Below are 14,698 nucleotides of genomic sequence, written 5' to 3'. Positions count from 1 at the left end.
TGCAGGACGAAACGCCTGCCCTCCGGCTCATCGACAGAACCTGACGCGGGGTCTCCCCTCATCCGACCCCCTTCGGCGGCCACCTTCTCCCGCAGAGGGAAGAAGGACACACAGCGTCTACGCCGCGATCAGCACTTGGCCGTCGTGGCCGGTGATGTTTGCCTCGCGGATTTCCCCCGCCGGCACCTCGCTCGCGAACCGCACCCCCGAAAAATCCTCCGTTCGCCCCATGCCACCCCGCTCCGTCAGCACGAGCCGGCTCGCCCCGACCGCCCCATCGAGATGGCGCGCCAACGCCGCCGCCCCGGCCTCGCGCAGGCGCGCGGCGCGGCTGCGAATGGCCTCCGCCGCCACCGGCGGCATCCGGGCAGCCGGCGTGCCGGGGCGGGGCGAGTAGGGGAAGACGTGCAGATGCGTCAGCCCGCATTCCGCCACGAGGTCGAGGGAGCGGGAAAATTGCGCCTCGGTCTCGGTGGGAAACCCCGCGATGAGATCGGCCCCGAAAACCATGGCGGGGCGGAGCCGGCGCATGTCATCGCAGAAGCGGATCGCGTCGTCGCGGGAATGGCGGCGCTTCATCCGCTTGAGGATCAGGTCGTCGCCGGCCTGGAGCGAGAGATGGACATGCGGCATCAGCCGAGGCTCTTCGGCGAACGCCGCGATCAGGTCGGGATCGGCCTCGACCGAATCGATCGAGGACAGGCGCAGCCGCGCGAGATCGGGCACCTCCCGCAGGATCGCCCGCACGAGGCGCCCGAGGGTGAGGTCGGCGTCCCAATCGCGGCCGTAGGCGGTCAGATCGACGCCGGTCAGCACGACTTCGCGCCCGCCATGCTCGACGATGCGGCGGACCTGCGCCACCGCATCCGCCATAGGCACCGAGCGGGAATTCCCGCGGCCGAACGGGATGATGCAGAAGGTGCAGCGGTGGTCGCAGCCGTTCTGCACGGGGACGAAGGCGCGGGTGTGCCCGGCCATCCGGTCGATGCCCGTCGATTCGGCGTTACGCGCGGCCATGATGTCGGCGCGCTCGTTCCAGCTTTCGGGCCGAAGCTTCACCGCGTTGCCGACGAGGCGGGCCACCTCCGGCATCGCCGCGTAGGCCTCGCGCTCGACCTCGGCGCCGCAACCCGTCACAACGATCTCGGCGCCCGGCCGCGTGCGGGCGAGCCGCCGGATCGCCTTGCGGGCCTGCCGCCCGGCCTCCGTCGTGACCGCGCAGGTGTTGACCAGCACGAGGTCGCGGTCGGCGGCCCCCGCCTCGGCGCGGGCGCGCATCACCTCGGACTCGACGGTGTTGAGCCGGCAGCCGAAGGTCAGTGTCTCGACGCTCATCCGGCCGCCCCGGAAAAGATGTCGGGGGCGAAGGTGCCCTCCCCTTCGAGGAAGACCGGGCCGGTCATCAGCACGTGGTCGTCGGCCCGCCACTCGATCGACAATTCGCCGCCGGGCAGGGCCACGCGGGCGGCGCGCCCGATCATGCGCAGGCGCGCGGCCGCCACCACCGTGGCGCAGGCGGCGGTGCCGCAGGCGAGCGTCAGTCCCGCGCCGCGCTCCCAGACCCGGAGCTTGATCGTCTCGCGGCCCGTGACCTGGGCGATCGAGATGTTGGCGCGCTCCGGGAAGATCGGATGCGCCTCCAGCAGCGGCCCGATGCGGCCGAGATCGTAGCCGTCCGGGTCGCGCTCGACGAAGAAGATCGCGTGCGGGTTGCCCATGCTGACGGCGGCGGGCGAGTGCAGCACCGGATCGTCGATCGGCCCGACCTGCAGCTCGATGCGGCGCGTGTCGGGGAACGGCTCGGCCAGCGGAATCTCGTCCCAGGCGAGCCGCGGCTGGCCCATGTCGACGGTGAAGGCGAGTTCGCCGACGCGGGCGACCGCGACGAGGCCGGCCTTGGTCTCCAGCGTCAGCCGCCCGCCCTCGGTCGGGCGCGCCATCGCCGGATCGTCGTGGAGCGCATAGGCGACGCAGCGGGTGCCGTTGCCGCAGGCGCCCGATTCCGATCCGTCGGTGTTGTAGATGCGCATGAACGCGTCGGTGCCGGGGCTCACGGGATCGTGCACGACCATCAGCTGGTCGAAGCGCGAGCGCGGGTCGGCGCTGATGGCGCGGGCCTCCTGCGCGGTGACGCGCAGGTCGGTGCCGCGCAGGTCCAGCACCACGATGGCGTTGCCCGCGCCGTGCATCTTCAGGAAGCGGCGGTCTGCGAGAGGGCTCATGCGACCTCTTTGCGGAGAATGCGGCGGATGAACTGACGTGGGCCGCCCCATAGCCCAAACCGGCGCCCGCGTCGCGGGAGCCGACGCGGGGCCGGTCTGCACCCTCGCGAAACCGTGCGTTCGGCCCTAACGTTGAGGCACGGCCCGCGCCCGACGCCGCGGCACCGATGGAGCCTCGCGCCTTGACCCGTCTCGCCCTCGTTGCCGCCGGCCTCTTGGTTCTCGGTCCGCTCGCCGCCCTCGCCCAGGCGCCCGGCGAGGCGCCGAAAGGCGCGCCCCCGCCGACCAACGCCCCCTCCCCGGCCGAGACCCAGCCGCTGCCGCTGACGACCGCGCCGGACCCGTCGAAATCCGGCCCCGGCACGGCGATGCCCGCCCCCGAGCAGGCGCCCGTGCGCAATCCCGGCGGCGCGGATCCGGCCCCCGTGGCCAAGCCGAACGCCTCCGCGCTGCCGACCCTGGTGCCGGCGCCCAGCGAGGCCAACGATGTCGACGAGGTGACGCTCCCGGCCAAGCCCGCGGCGATCGTCTCGGGGCAGACCAAGTGGGACGACGCGGTGGCGAGTCTGACGGCCGCGTTCCGGAAGATCGAGGCGGCGCTCGCCAAAGCGGGCCTCAAGCCCACCGGGCGCCCGCTCTCGGTCTTCACCAAGACCGAGGAGGACGGCTTCCAGTACGAGGCGATGATCCCGATCGAGGCGGCGCCCGCGGGCGGCGCCGAGGTCGATGGCGTGCGCTTCGGCGCGACGCCTTCGGGCAAGGCGCTGCGGTACAAGCACACCGGCACCTACGAGGAGATCGACGGCACCTACGAGACCCTGACGGCCTATCTCGAAGTGAAGGAGATCGACGTGCAGGACCGCTTCGTCGAGGAATATGTCGGCGACCTCAAGGGCGGCGCCGAAGAGAAGCTCGATATCAACATCTACGCTCTGCCGAAAGAGCCGATCAAAGATCAGGCGAAATAAGGTCGCGGGAACCGGCGAGTCCGGTCGCGGATTCGGCTCACATGCCGATGCTGCCCGGACTCGATACCCCCGCCCCGCGCCGCGCCCGCCGCGCGGAGCCGCCCGCGCCGACCGAGGCGCTGAAGGAGAAGGCGCTCGCCGTCCACCGCCGGCTCTGCGGCGTCTACGGCTGCCCGATCCCGTATTTCCACAACCTCGATCCGCTCTCCGAGCTGATCTCCTCGCTCCTGTCCCACCGCACCCGCAACGCCGAGTCCGGCCGCGCCTTCAAGGCCTTGCGGGCGCGCTGGCCGGATTGGGCGGCGGTCGAGGCCGCCGACGTGGCCGAGATCGAGGCGACGATCCGCGGCGTCACGTGGCCGGAGCTGAAGGCGCCGCGCATCAAGGCGGTGCTCGCGGCCGTCCGCGAGCGCAACGGCGCGCTCGACCTCGATGGCCTGGCCGACCTCGGCGTGGACGCGGCCCGCGCATGGCTCCAGGCGATCCCCGGCATCGGCCCCAAGACCAGCGCGGCGGTGCTCTCCTTCAGCACCCTGCGGATGCCGGCGCTTCCCGTCGACAGCCATCACCACCGGGTGGCGCAGCGCACCGGGCTGATCGGCAAGAGCGTGGACGTCGGCCCGAGCCATCCGATCCTGCGGGCCCAGCTTCCCGCCGACTGGTCGGCCCAGGCGCTCTACGACAATCACGAGGTGCTGATGCTGCACGGGCAGAAGGTGTGCTTCCACCACGGCCCGGCCTGCGGCGCCTGCGTGTTGCTCGATCTGTGTCCGACCGGGCAGGCACGCACCATGGCCTGACGCGCCGTCCGTTCGTGCCGCGATGGGGCGGATCGCACGCCCTCATGCACCGCATGCGGGATAAGGACGAAGGACCTGCGCGATCTGCGACGCCTTGCATCTGGCGCGAAGGTCCCCGATGCGGGAAGCTGAGCGCGGAACGTCGCGGCCATCCCGGCCCGGTCGTGCAATCGAGCCTTTTGGGATTTCCCGGCGGATGATGCGCCAATACGAACTCGTGGAGCGGGTCAAGCGCTACAACCCGGCCACGAACGAGGCGCTTCTCAACCGCGCCTACGTCTACGCCATGCGCGCGCACGGCACGCAGAAGCGCGCCTCGGGCGATCCGTTCTTCGCCCACCCGCTCGAAGTCGCCGCGCTTCTCACCGACCTGCATCTCGACGACGCGACCATCGTCGCCGCCGTCCTGCACGACACGGTGGAGGACACCGCCGCGACGCTGGACGAAATCCGCGGCATCTTCGGCGACGAGATCGGCGCGCTGGTCGACGGGCTGACCAAGCTCAAGCGCCTCGATCTCGTCTCCAAGCGCGCAGTGCAGGGCGAGAACTTCCGCAAGCTGCTGCTGGCGGTGGCCGAGGACGTGCGGGTGCTGCTGGTCAAGCTCGCCGACCGCACCCACAACATGCGCACCCTCCACTTCATGCCGCCGGAGAAGCGCACCCGGATCGCCGAGGAGACGCTGGACATCTACGCGCCGCTCGCCGGCCGCATGGGCATCCAGGAGATGCGCGACGAATTGGAGGACCTGTCCTTCCGCGTGCTCAAGCCCGAGGTCTACGCCACCATCGCCAAGCGGCTGGAGGACCTTTCGGCGAAATCCAGCAACGTCATCGAGAGCATCGAGCACGATCTCACCGCCCGGCTCGCGGCGCAGGGCCTGACCGCGCAGGTGAAGGGCCGGCTGAAGCGCCCCTACTCGATCTGGTCGAAGATGGAGCGCAAGTCGGTCGCCTTCGAGCAACTTTCGGATATTGTCGGATTCCGCGTCATCGTCGGGACTTTGGCCGAGTGCTATGCGGCTTTGGGTGTCGTCCACACCAGCTGGCCGATGGTGCCGGGCCGCTACAAGGACTACATCTCGACCCCGAAGCAGAACGACTACCGCTCGATCCACACCACCGTGATCGGGCCGAAGCAGCGCCGCGTCGAATTGCAGATCCGCACCGCGGCGATGGACGAGATCGCCGAGTACGGAATCGCCGCGCATGCGCTCTACAAGGAGGGCTCGGAGAGCGGCGAGGTGCATCCGCGCCTCGGCACCGAGAGCGGCGCCTACCAGTGGCTGCGCCGCACCATCGAGCTCCTGGCCGAGGGCGACTCGCCGGAAGAGTTCTTGGAGCACACCAAGCTCGAGCTGTTCCAGGATCAGGTGTTCTGCTTCACCCCGAAGGGCCGGCTCATCGCCCTGCCGCGGGGCGCGACGCCGATCGACTTCGCCTATGCGGTCCATACCGACATCGGCAATTCGGCGGTCGGCGCCAAGATCAACGGCCGGCTCTCGCCGCTTCTGCACGAACTCGCCAACGGCGACGAGGTCGAGATCGCCTGCTCGGACGGCGCCGCGCCGCCCGCGGCCTGGGAATCGCTGGTCGTCACCGGCAAGGCGCGCGCCGCCATCCGGCGGGCGACGCGGGCCGCGGTGCGGCGCCAATATGCCGGTCTCGGCCGCCAGATCCTCGACCGCGCCTTCGAGCGGGCGGGCAAGAGTTTTTCCGACGAGAAGCTGCGCGGCGCCCTGCCCCGGCTCGCTCGTGCCTCGACGGAGGACGTGTTCGCCGCGGTCGGCCGTGGCGAGATGTTCTCGGGCGACGTGGTCAAGGCGGTCTATCCCGACTTCAAGGACGAGCGCCGCGCCGGCGGCCCGGCGGCCAACGGCGCGGCCGGGCGCCTGACGCGCTCGGGCGACCAGACCATGCGTCTGACCTTCTCGGGCGACGGCTCGTCGCAGGGGCCCATCCCGATCCGGGGACTGGCCGGCGACCTGCCGGTGAGCTTCGCCCCCAACGGCGGCGCGCTGCCGGGCGACCGCATCGTCGGCATCCTGACGCCCGGAATCGGCGTGACGATCTATCCGATCCAGTCGGCGGCGCTCGCCGCCTTCGACAACGAGCCGGAGCGCTGGCTCGACGTGCGCTGGGACGTGGAGGATTCGAACGAGCGCTTCCCCGCCCGCATCGCGCTGGAATCGATGAACGAGCCCGGCACGCTCGCCCAGATCGCCCAGGTCATCGCCGAGCACGACGGCAACATCGACAACGTCTCGATGAAGCGCCGCACCCAGGACTTCACGGACATCGCCATCGACCTCTCGGTGCCCGACCTCAAGCACCTCACCGCCATCGTGGCGGACCTGCGGGGCAAGCGCTCGGTGAGCCGGGTGGAGCGGATCAACGGGTAGGTTTTTCGGATCGGGGCGCGCCGGGGGCCTCCGTCGTCGGACCGTCCGACCCCGTCGCGCCGCGGGGCCGTTCGACGAACCGCGCAAAGCCGCAGCGCTGCGTTGAAACTTTCCGGCCCCTCATCTCCGTAGAGGTTCGCGACGCCCTTTCGAAGGGGCGAAGCTTCAGGGAGACACCATGTCCAAGACCTTTCTCCGCCTCGCGCTCGGCCTCGCTCTGGTCGGCGCCGCAGCCCCGGCGCTCGCCAAGAATCCGATGGTCGGCGGCGCGCCGATGTACGCCTCCAAGACGATCGTGGAGAACGCGGTCAACTCGAAGGACCACACCACGCTGGTCGCCGCCGTGAAGGCCGCGGGGCTCGTCGAGACCCTGTCGGGGCCCGGCCCCTTCACCGTGTTCGCGCCGACCAACGCCGCGTTCGCCAAGCTCCCGCCGGGCACGGTCGAGACGCTGGTCCAGCCGCAGAACAAGGCGCAGCTCACCGGCATCCTGACCTACCACGTGGTTCCGGGCGCCCTCACGGCCAGGGATCTGATGGCGATGGTCAAGGAAGGCGGCGGTCAGGCCACCCTCAAGACCGTCAATGGCGGCGCGCTCTCGGTCGAGGCCAAGGGCAGGAAGATCTACGTCACCGACACCAAGGGCAACACCGCCACCGTCACCGTGGCCAACGTGATGCAGTCGAACGGCGTGATCCACGTCGTCAACGGCGTGCTCATGCCCTGATCGGCATCCGGGCTCCGGCATCCGCCGGGGCCCGGCTCGCGCCTTCGAGGGATCGCCGTCTCCCGAACGGGGCCGCAACGCTGCACGCTTGCGCCCCACCCGTCCCACTGCGACAAGCGCCCGAACGAGGGTTTGCAGGTAGGCGACGATGAAAGCGGACGACGTCCTCGAAGAATTCCGCTCGGCGGGCGCGCTGCTCCAGGGCCATTTCATCCTCAGTTCGGGTCTGCGCTCGCCGACCTTCCTGCAGAAGATGACGATCTTCTCCGATCCGGTGCGGACCGAGCGGCTGTGCCGGGCGCTGGCGGAGGCGATCACGGCGCGGTTCGGGCGGGTCGACATCGTGGTCTCGCCGGCCATCGGCGGCATCGTGCCGGGCTACGAGACCGCCCGGCACCTCGGCGCCAAGGCGATCTTCGTCGAGCGCGATCCCGGCGGGCCTTTCACCCTGCGGCGCGGCTTTTCCATCCCGGTCGGTACCCGTGCGGTGATCGTCGAGGACATCGTGACAACCGGCCTCTCCGCCCGCGAATGTCTCGCCTCGCTCCAGGACGAGGCCGGCGAGGTCGTGGGTGCGGCTTGCCTGATCGACCGCTCGGGCGGACGCGGCGAGATCGGCCTGCCGCTGGTCTCGCTCGCCGCCCTCGACATCCCAACCTATCCGGCCGACGCCCTGCCGCCCGAGCTCGCCGCCATCCCGGCAACCAAGCCGGGCAGTCGTGCGGCAATGAAGCCCTGATCGGCCGGGATCGCGCGCGGCAACCTGAAGTCAACGTTAATCCCGTTGGCGATCATCCATGGTGCGACAAAATACAAAACCGCAACCGTGAGTCGGACTTTGTCCGACCCAATTCGCAGACACATCGCGAGCGTAAATTTCTTACCTTTTGTTTTTCTTGACACCTTGTGCGAGCTCGGCCAGACGAGTTGCGTCAATCCCGTCGCGGATCGTCCGGTCTTGGAGTCGATGGACCCAGGGCCGGATGGATCGGCGCTGCCGCGCGCGGTCGCAGGATCGCGAACAGCTTTGCGGGGGCGGCGGTCCCGCGGGGGGCGCGGACGTCTTCTGTGCCATACGATTTCATCACGGACATTCTTTGCCGCGATTGCGGTCGTCATTTTTCTTTCAGCTCGAACGCATGGACAATCCGATGAGTGAACGTCAGCGTACCGCGATTTTCATCGACGGCGCCAACCTTTACGCCACCACCAAGGCGCTCGGCTTCGACATCGACTACAAGCGATTGTTGAAGGACTTCCAGAGCCGCGACAACCTGATCCGGGCGTTCTACTACACCGCGATGATCGAGGATCAGGAATATTCCTCGATCCGGCCGCTGATCGACTGGCTCGATTACAACGGCTATCGGGTCGTCACCAAGCCGGTCAAGGAGTTCACGGATTCCTCCGGCCGCCGCAAGATCAAGGGCAACATGGACATCGAGCTGGCGATCGACGCGCTCGAACTTTCGGCCCATCTCGACCACATGGTGCTGTTCTCCGGCGACGGCGACTTCCGCTCCCTCGTCGAGGCGGTGCAGCGCAAGGGCGTGCGCGTTTCGGTGGTCTCGACCATCCAGACCCAGCCGCCGATGATCGCCGACGACCTGCGCCGTCAGGCCGACGAGTTCGTCGACCTCGCCCATCTGGCCGGCCGCATCGGCCGCGATCCGAGCGAGCGCACGATCCGCGCCCCCGGCGACGGCCCCCGCCGCGAGTTCGCCGACCGCGGCCCCCGCGCCAATCCCGGCCTGGAAAGCCGCTACGGCATCCGCCCGCCGGCCCCGCCGTCCGACGATTCGGAGGTTTGATCGGTCAGACCGCGGCGTCGAGCCAGGCGATCACCGCCTCGGCGCTGCGGTCCGGCGGGAAGACCGGGTAGAACGCCTTTGCGACGACGCCGTCGTCGATCACCAGCGTGAGCCGCTTCAATAACGTCTCGCCGCCGGCCTCGAAGGTTGGAAGGCGCAGCGCCAGCGCGAGCGCCCGGGAGCGGTCCGAGAGGATCGCGTAGGGCAGGTGCAGGCGCGTCGCCGCCTCGCGCTGGTGGGCGCCGTCCTGCGTCGAGAGCCCGAACACGCGCTCGACCCCGCGGCGGAGCAGCTCGGCATGGGCGTCGCGGAAGGTGCAGGCCTGCGGCGTGCAGCCGCGCGCACCGGGGATCGCGTCCCAATCCGCCACGAGGTTCGGCTGGCCCGGCACGCCGGTGCGCGGATAGGCGAAGACCACCGTGCGGCCGGGCAGGCGCGCCAGCGAGACGAGGCTCCCGTCGGTCGCCCGAAGGGCCACGTCCGGGAGCCTCAAACCGGTTAGGTGGTCGGCGGCGCCGTCGTCCTGAGGCACCGGCAGATCGTCGGGAAGGCTCGAAAAATCCGGTCCGGCCACGGCGTTCCCCTTCCCAGCACTCGACCCTTGCCCTGCGCTCAACCCTTGTCGCGCATCAGCCGCGCCTTGTCGCGTTGCCAGTCGCGCTCCTTCACGGTCTCGCGCTTGTCGTGGAGCTGCTTGCCCTTGCCGAGCCCCAGCTCGACCTTCGCCCGGCCCTTGTCGTTGAAGTAGATCTTCAGCGGAATCACCGTGTAGCCCTGGCGCTGGGTGGCGCCGATCAGCTTGTTGATCTGGCGGCGGTGGAGCAGCAGGCGGCGGGGCCGCTTGGTGTCGTGGTTGAAGCGGTTCGCCTCCAGATATTCCGGGATGTAGGCGTTGAACAGCATCAGGTCGTTGCCCGAGGGCCCGGCATAGGATTCGCCGATCGTCGCCTTGCCGCCGCGCAGGGACTTCACCTCGGTTCCGGTCAAGGCGATGCCGGCCTCGATCACGTCCTCGATGGCGTAGTGGTAGCGCGCGGAGCGGTTGTCGGCGACGACGCGCCGGCCGGGTTCGGGTTTGGGTGCCATTTTTTTCGTTCGAAGCCTGAAGGCGGCGGTCCTCCGATATGGGGAGAACCGCGCCCGGAGGCGAGGCTTCAGATCAGCCCGGCATGGGCCAACGCGGCATCGACCGCCTGACGGCACCCTTCGGTGGCCGGCACCAGCGGCAGGCGCACCTCCGGCGACATCAGGCCGAGGCGCGACAGGGCGTACTTCGCCGGCACCGGGTTCGACTCGTAGAACATGGTGACGTGCAGGGGCATCAGCCGGTCCTGGATCGCCAGCGCCTTGGCGTAGTCGCCCTTGAGGCTCGCCTCCTGCAGGTCGGCACAGAGCCGGGGCGCCACGTTCGACACCACCGAGATGCAACCGTGGCCGCCATGGGCGTTGAAGCCGAGCGCCGTCGCATCTTCGCCAGAAAGCTGGATGAAGTCTTCGCCCAAAGCCTGCCGCTGGAGGCTGACGCGGTCGATCTTGGCCGTGGCGTCCTTCACGCCGGCGATGTTCTTCAGTTCGAACAGCCGCTTCATCGTGTCGACGCTCATGTCGACCACGGAGCGGCCGGGGATGTTGTAGATGATGATCGGGATGCCGACGGCGTCGTTGACGGCCTTGAAGTGGGCGAAGAGCCCCTCCTGCGTCGGCTTGTTGTAATAGGGCGTGACCGTGAGCACCGCGTCCGCGCCGACGCTTTCCGCATGACGGGCTCGTTCCACGGCTTCCGCGGTCGAGTTCGAGCCGGCGCCCGCGATCACCGGCACCCGGCCATTGGCCTCGCGGATGCAGGTCTCGACCACGCGGTCGTGCTCGGCGTGGCTCAGCGTCGGGCTCTCGCCGGTGGTGCCGGTGGGCACGAGCGCGTGGGTGCCCTGCTCGATCTGCCAGTTCACGAACTTTCGGAAGGCCGCCTCGTCGAACGCGCCGTCGCGAAACGGGGTCGCGAGCGCGGTCATCGAACCGCGGAGGCGGGCGTGGGTCTCGGTCATCCTGGCGTTCCCGGCCGTAGGTCTCGTGTCCTCGCGCGGGCAAGGCTCAAGGGCCGCCCGCCGACGGGACGCGCAGACATAGGCGCTCCCTCGCCCTCGCGCAAACGCTTCGCTTGCGCGCCCGGCAGCCGAAACGGGGGCCGGTTCGGCGCAAGCCGACGCGCCGACAGGACAAGCCGGGGATGGGCGCCGATCCGTCAGGATCGGTGTCCGATTCCCGGCGTGGTTTATCCCTTCTTAACGACCGTGGGCCCAGCTTGAGGCTTGGCCCTCTTTCCCTTTGGCCTCACGAGTCGGGGTGTCTTCACACATGGCGTTCCCCGCCCGCTCCCTGCCCCTCCTCCTCGGTCTCGCGTTGACCGGCAGCGCCGTGCTGGCCGCCCAGCAGGCCGACATCCGCAACCCGAATCCGGCCTCCGCCCCGGCTCTGCCCGCGAGCGATGCCACGGCGCCCGCCGCGCAGGTGAAGGAGGCGGCCAAGCCCGCCGCCGATCCGGTCGCGGCCGATGCGCTCCGCCTCGATCCGACGGGGACCGGCGAGACCGCCGACAAGGTGCTGCCCGCGGCGGTCTCCGGCTACGCCTCGACCGATTCGGATGCGCCGGTCGCCTTTCCGCTGCCCGACGCCTCGGTCTCGCCCGCGGCGCCCGCGCCGGAGGTGCCCGATCCGAACCGGCCAGTGCTCTCCGGCAGCACCGATCTCGACCAGCTTCGGCAGGCGATCGACCTCTACCGCAAGGGCAAGGTCTCGGACGGCGACCGGCTCGCCGCGGGCTTCACCGATCCGGCGACACGCGCCCTGCTCGAATGGGTGGCGATCCGCGCGGGCGCCGGCATCGGCTTCGAGCGGGTCGTGGCCTTCACCCGCGCCAATCCCGACTGGCCCGCCGGCCCGCTGCTGCGGCGGCGCGCCGAGGAGATGCTGCTCTCCGAGAAGAAAAGCCCCGCCATCGTGCGGGCCTACTTCGCGACCTCGAAGCCGGCGAGCGCGCCGGGCAAGTTCGCCCTCGCCCTGGCGTTCCGCGCCGAGGGGCTCGATTCCGACGCCGCGACCCTGATCCGCGACCTCTGGCGCGAGGACAGCTTCGGCAAGAGCCTCGAGACTAAGGTGACCGACGCCTTCCCCGGCGTGCTGACCGTGATCGACCATCGCGCCCGGATGGAGCGCGCCCTCCTGAAGGAGGATTATTCCGCCGCCGGCCGCGCCGCCGACTATGCGGGCGGCTCCTATGCCAGCCTCGTGCGGGCGCGCCGCGCCGTCGAGAACAAGTCGGGGGGCGCCTCGGCCCTCAACGCCGTGCCGCCGTCGCTTCGCAACGACGCCTCCTACCTGCTGTCGCGGGCGCAGTATTTCCGCCGGGCCGACAAGAACGAGGAAGCCGCAAAAGTCCTGCTCGCCGCGCCGTCCAACCCCGAGATCCTGGTCGACGGCGACGAGTGGTGGGTCGAGCGCCGGATCGTCGCCCGCAAGCTGATGGATGCCGGCGACGCCAGGACCGCCCAGGCCGTCGCGGCGGGGCATTCCGCCCGCACCACCGAGAAGCGGATCGAGGCCGAGTTCCACGCCGGCTGGATCGCGCTGCGCTACCTCGACGATCCGAATGCGGCCGAGCGCCACTTCGCGCTCGCCGCCGCAATCGCCGAGACGCCGATCTCGCTCGCCCGCGTCGCCTACTGGCAGGGCCGCGCCGCGGAGGCCGCGGGGAAGGCTTCCGACGCCAAAAACTTCTACGAGCGCGCCGCGCTCCAGCCGATCGCCTATTACGGCCAGCTCGCGCGGGCCAAGCTCGGCCAGAACAGCCTGCCGCTGCGGCAGGCCGCGGTGCTGTCGGCCCCGGCGCGGGCCGCCTTCGACGACCGCCTATTCGTGCGGGGCCTCAAGCTGCTCGCCGCGGCGAGCCTCAAGGAACTGGCCCTGCCGCTCTACATCGACGCGGCCAAGTCGCTGACCGACGAGGCGCAGGTCAACGCCCTCGGCGAGACCGCGGTGGAGGCGCGTGACGCCCGCGCGCTGGTGGCGATCGGCAAGCTCGCGACGCAGCGCGGGCTGGCGCTCGACACCCATGCCTACCCGACCATCGGCATCCCGGATTACGAGACCTTCACGGCGGTGCCGCAGGTGGAGCGGGCGATGGTGTTCGCCATCGCTCGCCAGGAGAGCCAGTTCGATCCCCGCGCCCAGTCGGGCGTCGGGGCGCGGGGCCTTATGCAGATGATGCCGGCCACCGCCCAGCGCACGGCGCGGCGCGTCTCGACGAGCTACGACACCGACCGGCTGACCAGCGATCCGGCCTACAACGCGCGGCTGGGGCAGGCCCATCTCGGCGAACTGATGGAGGACTGGAAGGGCTCCTACATCCTCGCTTTCGCCTCCTACAACGCGGGCGGCGGCAACGTGAAGAAGTGGATCGACGCCTACGGCGATCCGCGCCGGCCCGAGGTCGATGCCATCGACTGGGTCGAGCGCATCCCCTTCACCGAGACGCGCAACTACGTGCAGCGGGTGATGGAGAACCTGCAGGTCTACCGCAACCGCCTCGACGGCAAGAGCACGCTCGCCATCGAGCGTGATCTCGCCCGCGGCGCCCGCGCCGCGGTGAGCGCCGAGGCGCAGCCGGCGACGCCGTAGAAGCCCGCCCCGGTGGCCGACCGGCTGCGGCGCGGTCCCGGCGATGGACCGAATGCGGCCCGCTCTCGCTGCACCGAGCCGCCGCCGCCGCGATGGCGTCGTTTTTCCGGCACGCCAGCCCGGAGATCGAGCGCGCGCCGCCGGATCGGTGGCGGCGCACGGAGCCGGACCGAAGCCTTCCGTCAGCGCATCCGCTCCGGTCGCGCCCGCCCTGCCGACGCGCGAGACCCGACGCTCCGATGCTGCGACCGATGCGCGACCTGACCGCCACCCTGCACGAACTCTACGAGGGAAACACCGACCGGGCGCAGCGCTTCCGCTACGCGCTGCTCGTGTTCGATATCGCCACGATCGCCTTCGTGGTCGTGACCTCGTTCCTGCCGCTCGTGCCCTGGATCATCGCCTGCGACGTCGCCTTGGGGCTGTGCGTGCTGGCCGATTTCGCCGCCCGCCTGAGCATCAGCCGGCGCCCGGGCCGCGAGTTCCTGCGCCTGAGCACGTGGACCGACATGGTGGCCGTCGCCTCGTTCCTCGCGCCGGTCCTCGTGGAAGGCGTCGGGTTCCTGCGCATCCTGCGCACGCTGCGCCTGCTGCGCACCTATCATCTGCTGGAGCGCCTGCGGTCGGACAGCGCCGTGTTCCGCCGCAACGAGGAAGCGATCCTGGCCGCCACCAACCTGGCGGTGTTCGTGTTCACGATGACCGGCATCGTCTACACGACCCAGCAAGGCAGCAACCCGGCGATCGTCACGCCGGTCGACGCGCTCTACTTCACCGTCACGTCGCTGACGACCACGGGCTACGGCGACATCACCTTGCCGGGGACGACGGGCCGGCTGATTTCGGTCTTCGTGATGATCTGCGGCGTGACCCTGTTCTTCCGCCTCGCCCAGGTGGTGTTCCGCCCCTACAAGGTGCGCTTTCCCTGCAAGGCCTGCGGCCTGCTGCGCCACGAGCCCGACGCCGTGCATTGCAAGGCCTGCGGCAACCTCCTGAACATTCCCGACGAGGGCGCGGATTGAGCGCGGCCAAGGGGTCGGCAAGGGGCCTGCAAGGGACCGGCGAGACGCCGGCACGACACCGGGGCGCCGTTTC

General features: G+C 70.0%; 13 protein-coding genes. 8 read left to right on the top strand and 5 right to left on the bottom strand.

The window, feature by feature from the left end; translation table 11 throughout:
* Positions 1 to 117: 117 nt before the first annotated feature.
* Together mtaB and dapF are read right to left on the bottom strand one after the other, a co-directional pair.
* Positions 118 to 1,335, bottom strand: coding sequence for a tRNA (N(6)-L-threonylcarbamoyladenosine(37)-C(2))-methylthiotransferase MtaB (gene mtaB / locus HNR00_RS11860; RefSeq protein WP_183569453.1), 1,218 nt, complete (start codon positions 1,333 to 1,335; stop codon positions 118 to 120).
* A complete protein-coding gene (gene dapF, locus HNR00_RS11855) occupies positions 1,332 to 2,222 on the bottom strand; it encodes a diaminopimelate epimerase (protein ID WP_183569452.1) in 891 nt (296 codons plus the stop codon). The genes mtaB and dapF overlap by 4 nt, the downstream gene beginning before the upstream one ends.
* A 182-nt stretch (positions 2,223 to 2,404) precedes the next feature.
* Here dapF and HNR00_RS11850 point away from each other — a divergent pair, with 182 nt between their 5' ends.
* From HNR00_RS11850 to HNR00_RS11825, 6 genes are all read left to right on the top strand, one after another.
* The gene (locus tag HNR00_RS11850; protein WP_183569450.1) at positions 2,405 to 3,190 is read left to right on the top strand and encodes a GyrI-like domain-containing protein; all 786 of its coding nucleotides are present in this window, start codon (positions 2,405 to 2,407) and stop codon (positions 3,188 to 3,190) included.
* Positions 3,191 to 3,231: 41 nt separating this feature from the next.
* Positions 3,232 to 3,990, top strand: coding sequence for an endonuclease III domain-containing protein (locus HNR00_RS11845; protein ID WP_183569448.1), 759 nt, complete (start codon positions 3,232 to 3,234; stop codon positions 3,988 to 3,990).
* A gap of 196 nt (positions 3,991 to 4,186) precedes the next feature.
* On the top strand, positions 4,187 to 6,391 hold the full coding sequence (locus tag HNR00_RS11840; RefSeq protein WP_183569446.1) for a RelA/SpoT family protein: 2,205 nt from the start codon (positions 4,187 to 4,189) through the stop codon (positions 6,389 to 6,391).
* Positions 6,392 to 6,569: 178 nt separating this feature from the next.
* Complete coding sequence (locus tag HNR00_RS11835; RefSeq protein WP_183569445.1) at positions 6,570 to 7,118, top strand: fasciclin domain-containing protein; 549 nt, start codon at positions 6,570 to 6,572, stop codon at positions 7,116 to 7,118.
* 148 nt (positions 7,119 to 7,266) lie between these two features.
* The gene (gene pyrE / locus HNR00_RS11830) at positions 7,267 to 7,857 is read left to right on the top strand and encodes an orotate phosphoribosyltransferase (RefSeq protein WP_183569443.1); all 591 of its coding nucleotides are present in this window, start codon (positions 7,267 to 7,269) and stop codon (positions 7,855 to 7,857) included.
* Positions 7,858 to 8,269: 412 nt separating this feature from the next.
* Positions 8,270 to 8,929, top strand: coding sequence for a LabA-like NYN domain-containing protein (locus HNR00_RS11825; protein ID WP_183569441.1), 660 nt, complete (start codon positions 8,270 to 8,272; stop codon positions 8,927 to 8,929).
* A gap of 4 nt (positions 8,930 to 8,933) precedes the next feature.
* On the opposite strand, the gene HNR00_RS11820 is transcribed toward HNR00_RS11825, so the two are convergent.
* The 3 genes from HNR00_RS11820 to dapA form a co-directional block, all read right to left on the bottom strand.
* Positions 8,934 to 9,503: a peroxiredoxin gene (locus HNR00_RS11820; RefSeq protein ID WP_183569439.1), complete on the bottom strand. Its 570-nt coding sequence runs from the start codon at positions 9,501 to 9,503 to the stop codon at positions 8,934 to 8,936.
* A 38-nt stretch (positions 9,504 to 9,541) separates the two neighbouring features.
* A complete protein-coding gene (smpB, locus tag HNR00_RS11815) occupies positions 9,542 to 10,015 on the bottom strand; it encodes an SsrA-binding protein SmpB (protein WP_183569437.1) in 474 nt (157 codons plus the stop codon).
* 68 nt (positions 10,016 to 10,083) lie between these two features.
* On the bottom strand, positions 10,084 to 10,974 hold the full coding sequence (gene dapA, locus HNR00_RS11810) for a 4-hydroxy-tetrahydrodipicolinate synthase (protein ID WP_183569435.1): 891 nt from the start codon (positions 10,972 to 10,974) through the stop codon (positions 10,084 to 10,086).
* A 310-nt stretch (positions 10,975 to 11,284) separates the two neighbouring features.
* On the opposite strand from dapA, the gene HNR00_RS11805 reads away from it, so the two are divergent.
* Positions 11,285 to 13,603 (top strand): lytic transglycosylase domain-containing protein, encoded by a 2,319-nt coding sequence (locus tag HNR00_RS11805; protein WP_183569433.1) that lies wholly within the window; start codon positions 11,285 to 11,287, stop codon positions 13,601 to 13,603.
* A gap of 251 nt (positions 13,604 to 13,854) precedes the next feature.
* A complete protein-coding gene (locus HNR00_RS11800; protein WP_183569547.1) occupies positions 13,855 to 14,625 on the top strand; it encodes a potassium channel family protein in 771 nt (256 codons plus the stop codon).
* Positions 14,626 to 14,698 lie beyond the last annotated feature (73 nt).

The organism is Methylorubrum rhodinum, assembly GCF_014199935.1.
Classification (GTDB): domain Bacteria; phylum Pseudomonadota; class Alphaproteobacteria; order Rhizobiales; family Beijerinckiaceae; genus Methylobacterium; species Methylobacterium rhodinum.
Note: the sequence above shows the minus strand (reverse complement) of the source record. Positions and strands in the feature narration are given on the sequence as shown.

Coding starts and splice junctions, on each gene's coding strand:
- mtaB (WP_183569453.1), bottom strand. CDS start 1,335: ATGAGCGTCGAGACACTGACCTTCGGCTGCCGGCTCAACACCGTCGAG.
- HNR00_RS11845 (WP_183569448.1), top strand. CDS start 3,232: ATGCCGATGCTGCCCGGACTCGATACCCCCGCCCCGCGCCGCGCCCGC.
- dapF (WP_183569452.1), bottom strand. CDS start 2,222: ATGAGCCCTCTCGCAGACCGCCGCTTCCTGAAGATGCACGGCGCGGGC.
- dapA (WP_183569435.1), bottom strand. CDS start 10,974: ATGACCGAGACCCACGCCCGCCTCCGCGGTTCGATGACCGCGCTCGCG.
- HNR00_RS11805 (WP_183569433.1), top strand. CDS start 11,285: ATGGCGTTCCCCGCCCGCTCCCTGCCCCTCCTCCTCGGTCTCGCGTTG.
- HNR00_RS11800 (WP_183569547.1), top strand. CDS start 13,855: ATGCGCGACCTGACCGCCACCCTGCACGAACTCTACGAGGGAAACACC.
- HNR00_RS11825 (WP_183569441.1), top strand. CDS start 8,270: ATGAGTGAACGTCAGCGTACCGCGATTTTCATCGACGGCGCCAACCTT.
- pyrE (WP_183569443.1), top strand. CDS start 7,267: ATGAAAGCGGACGACGTCCTCGAAGAATTCCGCTCGGCGGGCGCGCTG.
- HNR00_RS11835 (WP_183569445.1), top strand. CDS start 6,570: ATGTCCAAGACCTTTCTCCGCCTCGCGCTCGGCCTCGCTCTGGTCGGC.
- smpB (WP_183569437.1), bottom strand. CDS start 10,015: ATGGCACCCAAACCCGAACCCGGCCGGCGCGTCGTCGCCGACAACCGC.
- HNR00_RS11840 (WP_183569446.1), top strand. CDS start 4,187: ATGATGCGCCAATACGAACTCGTGGAGCGGGTCAAGCGCTACAACCCG.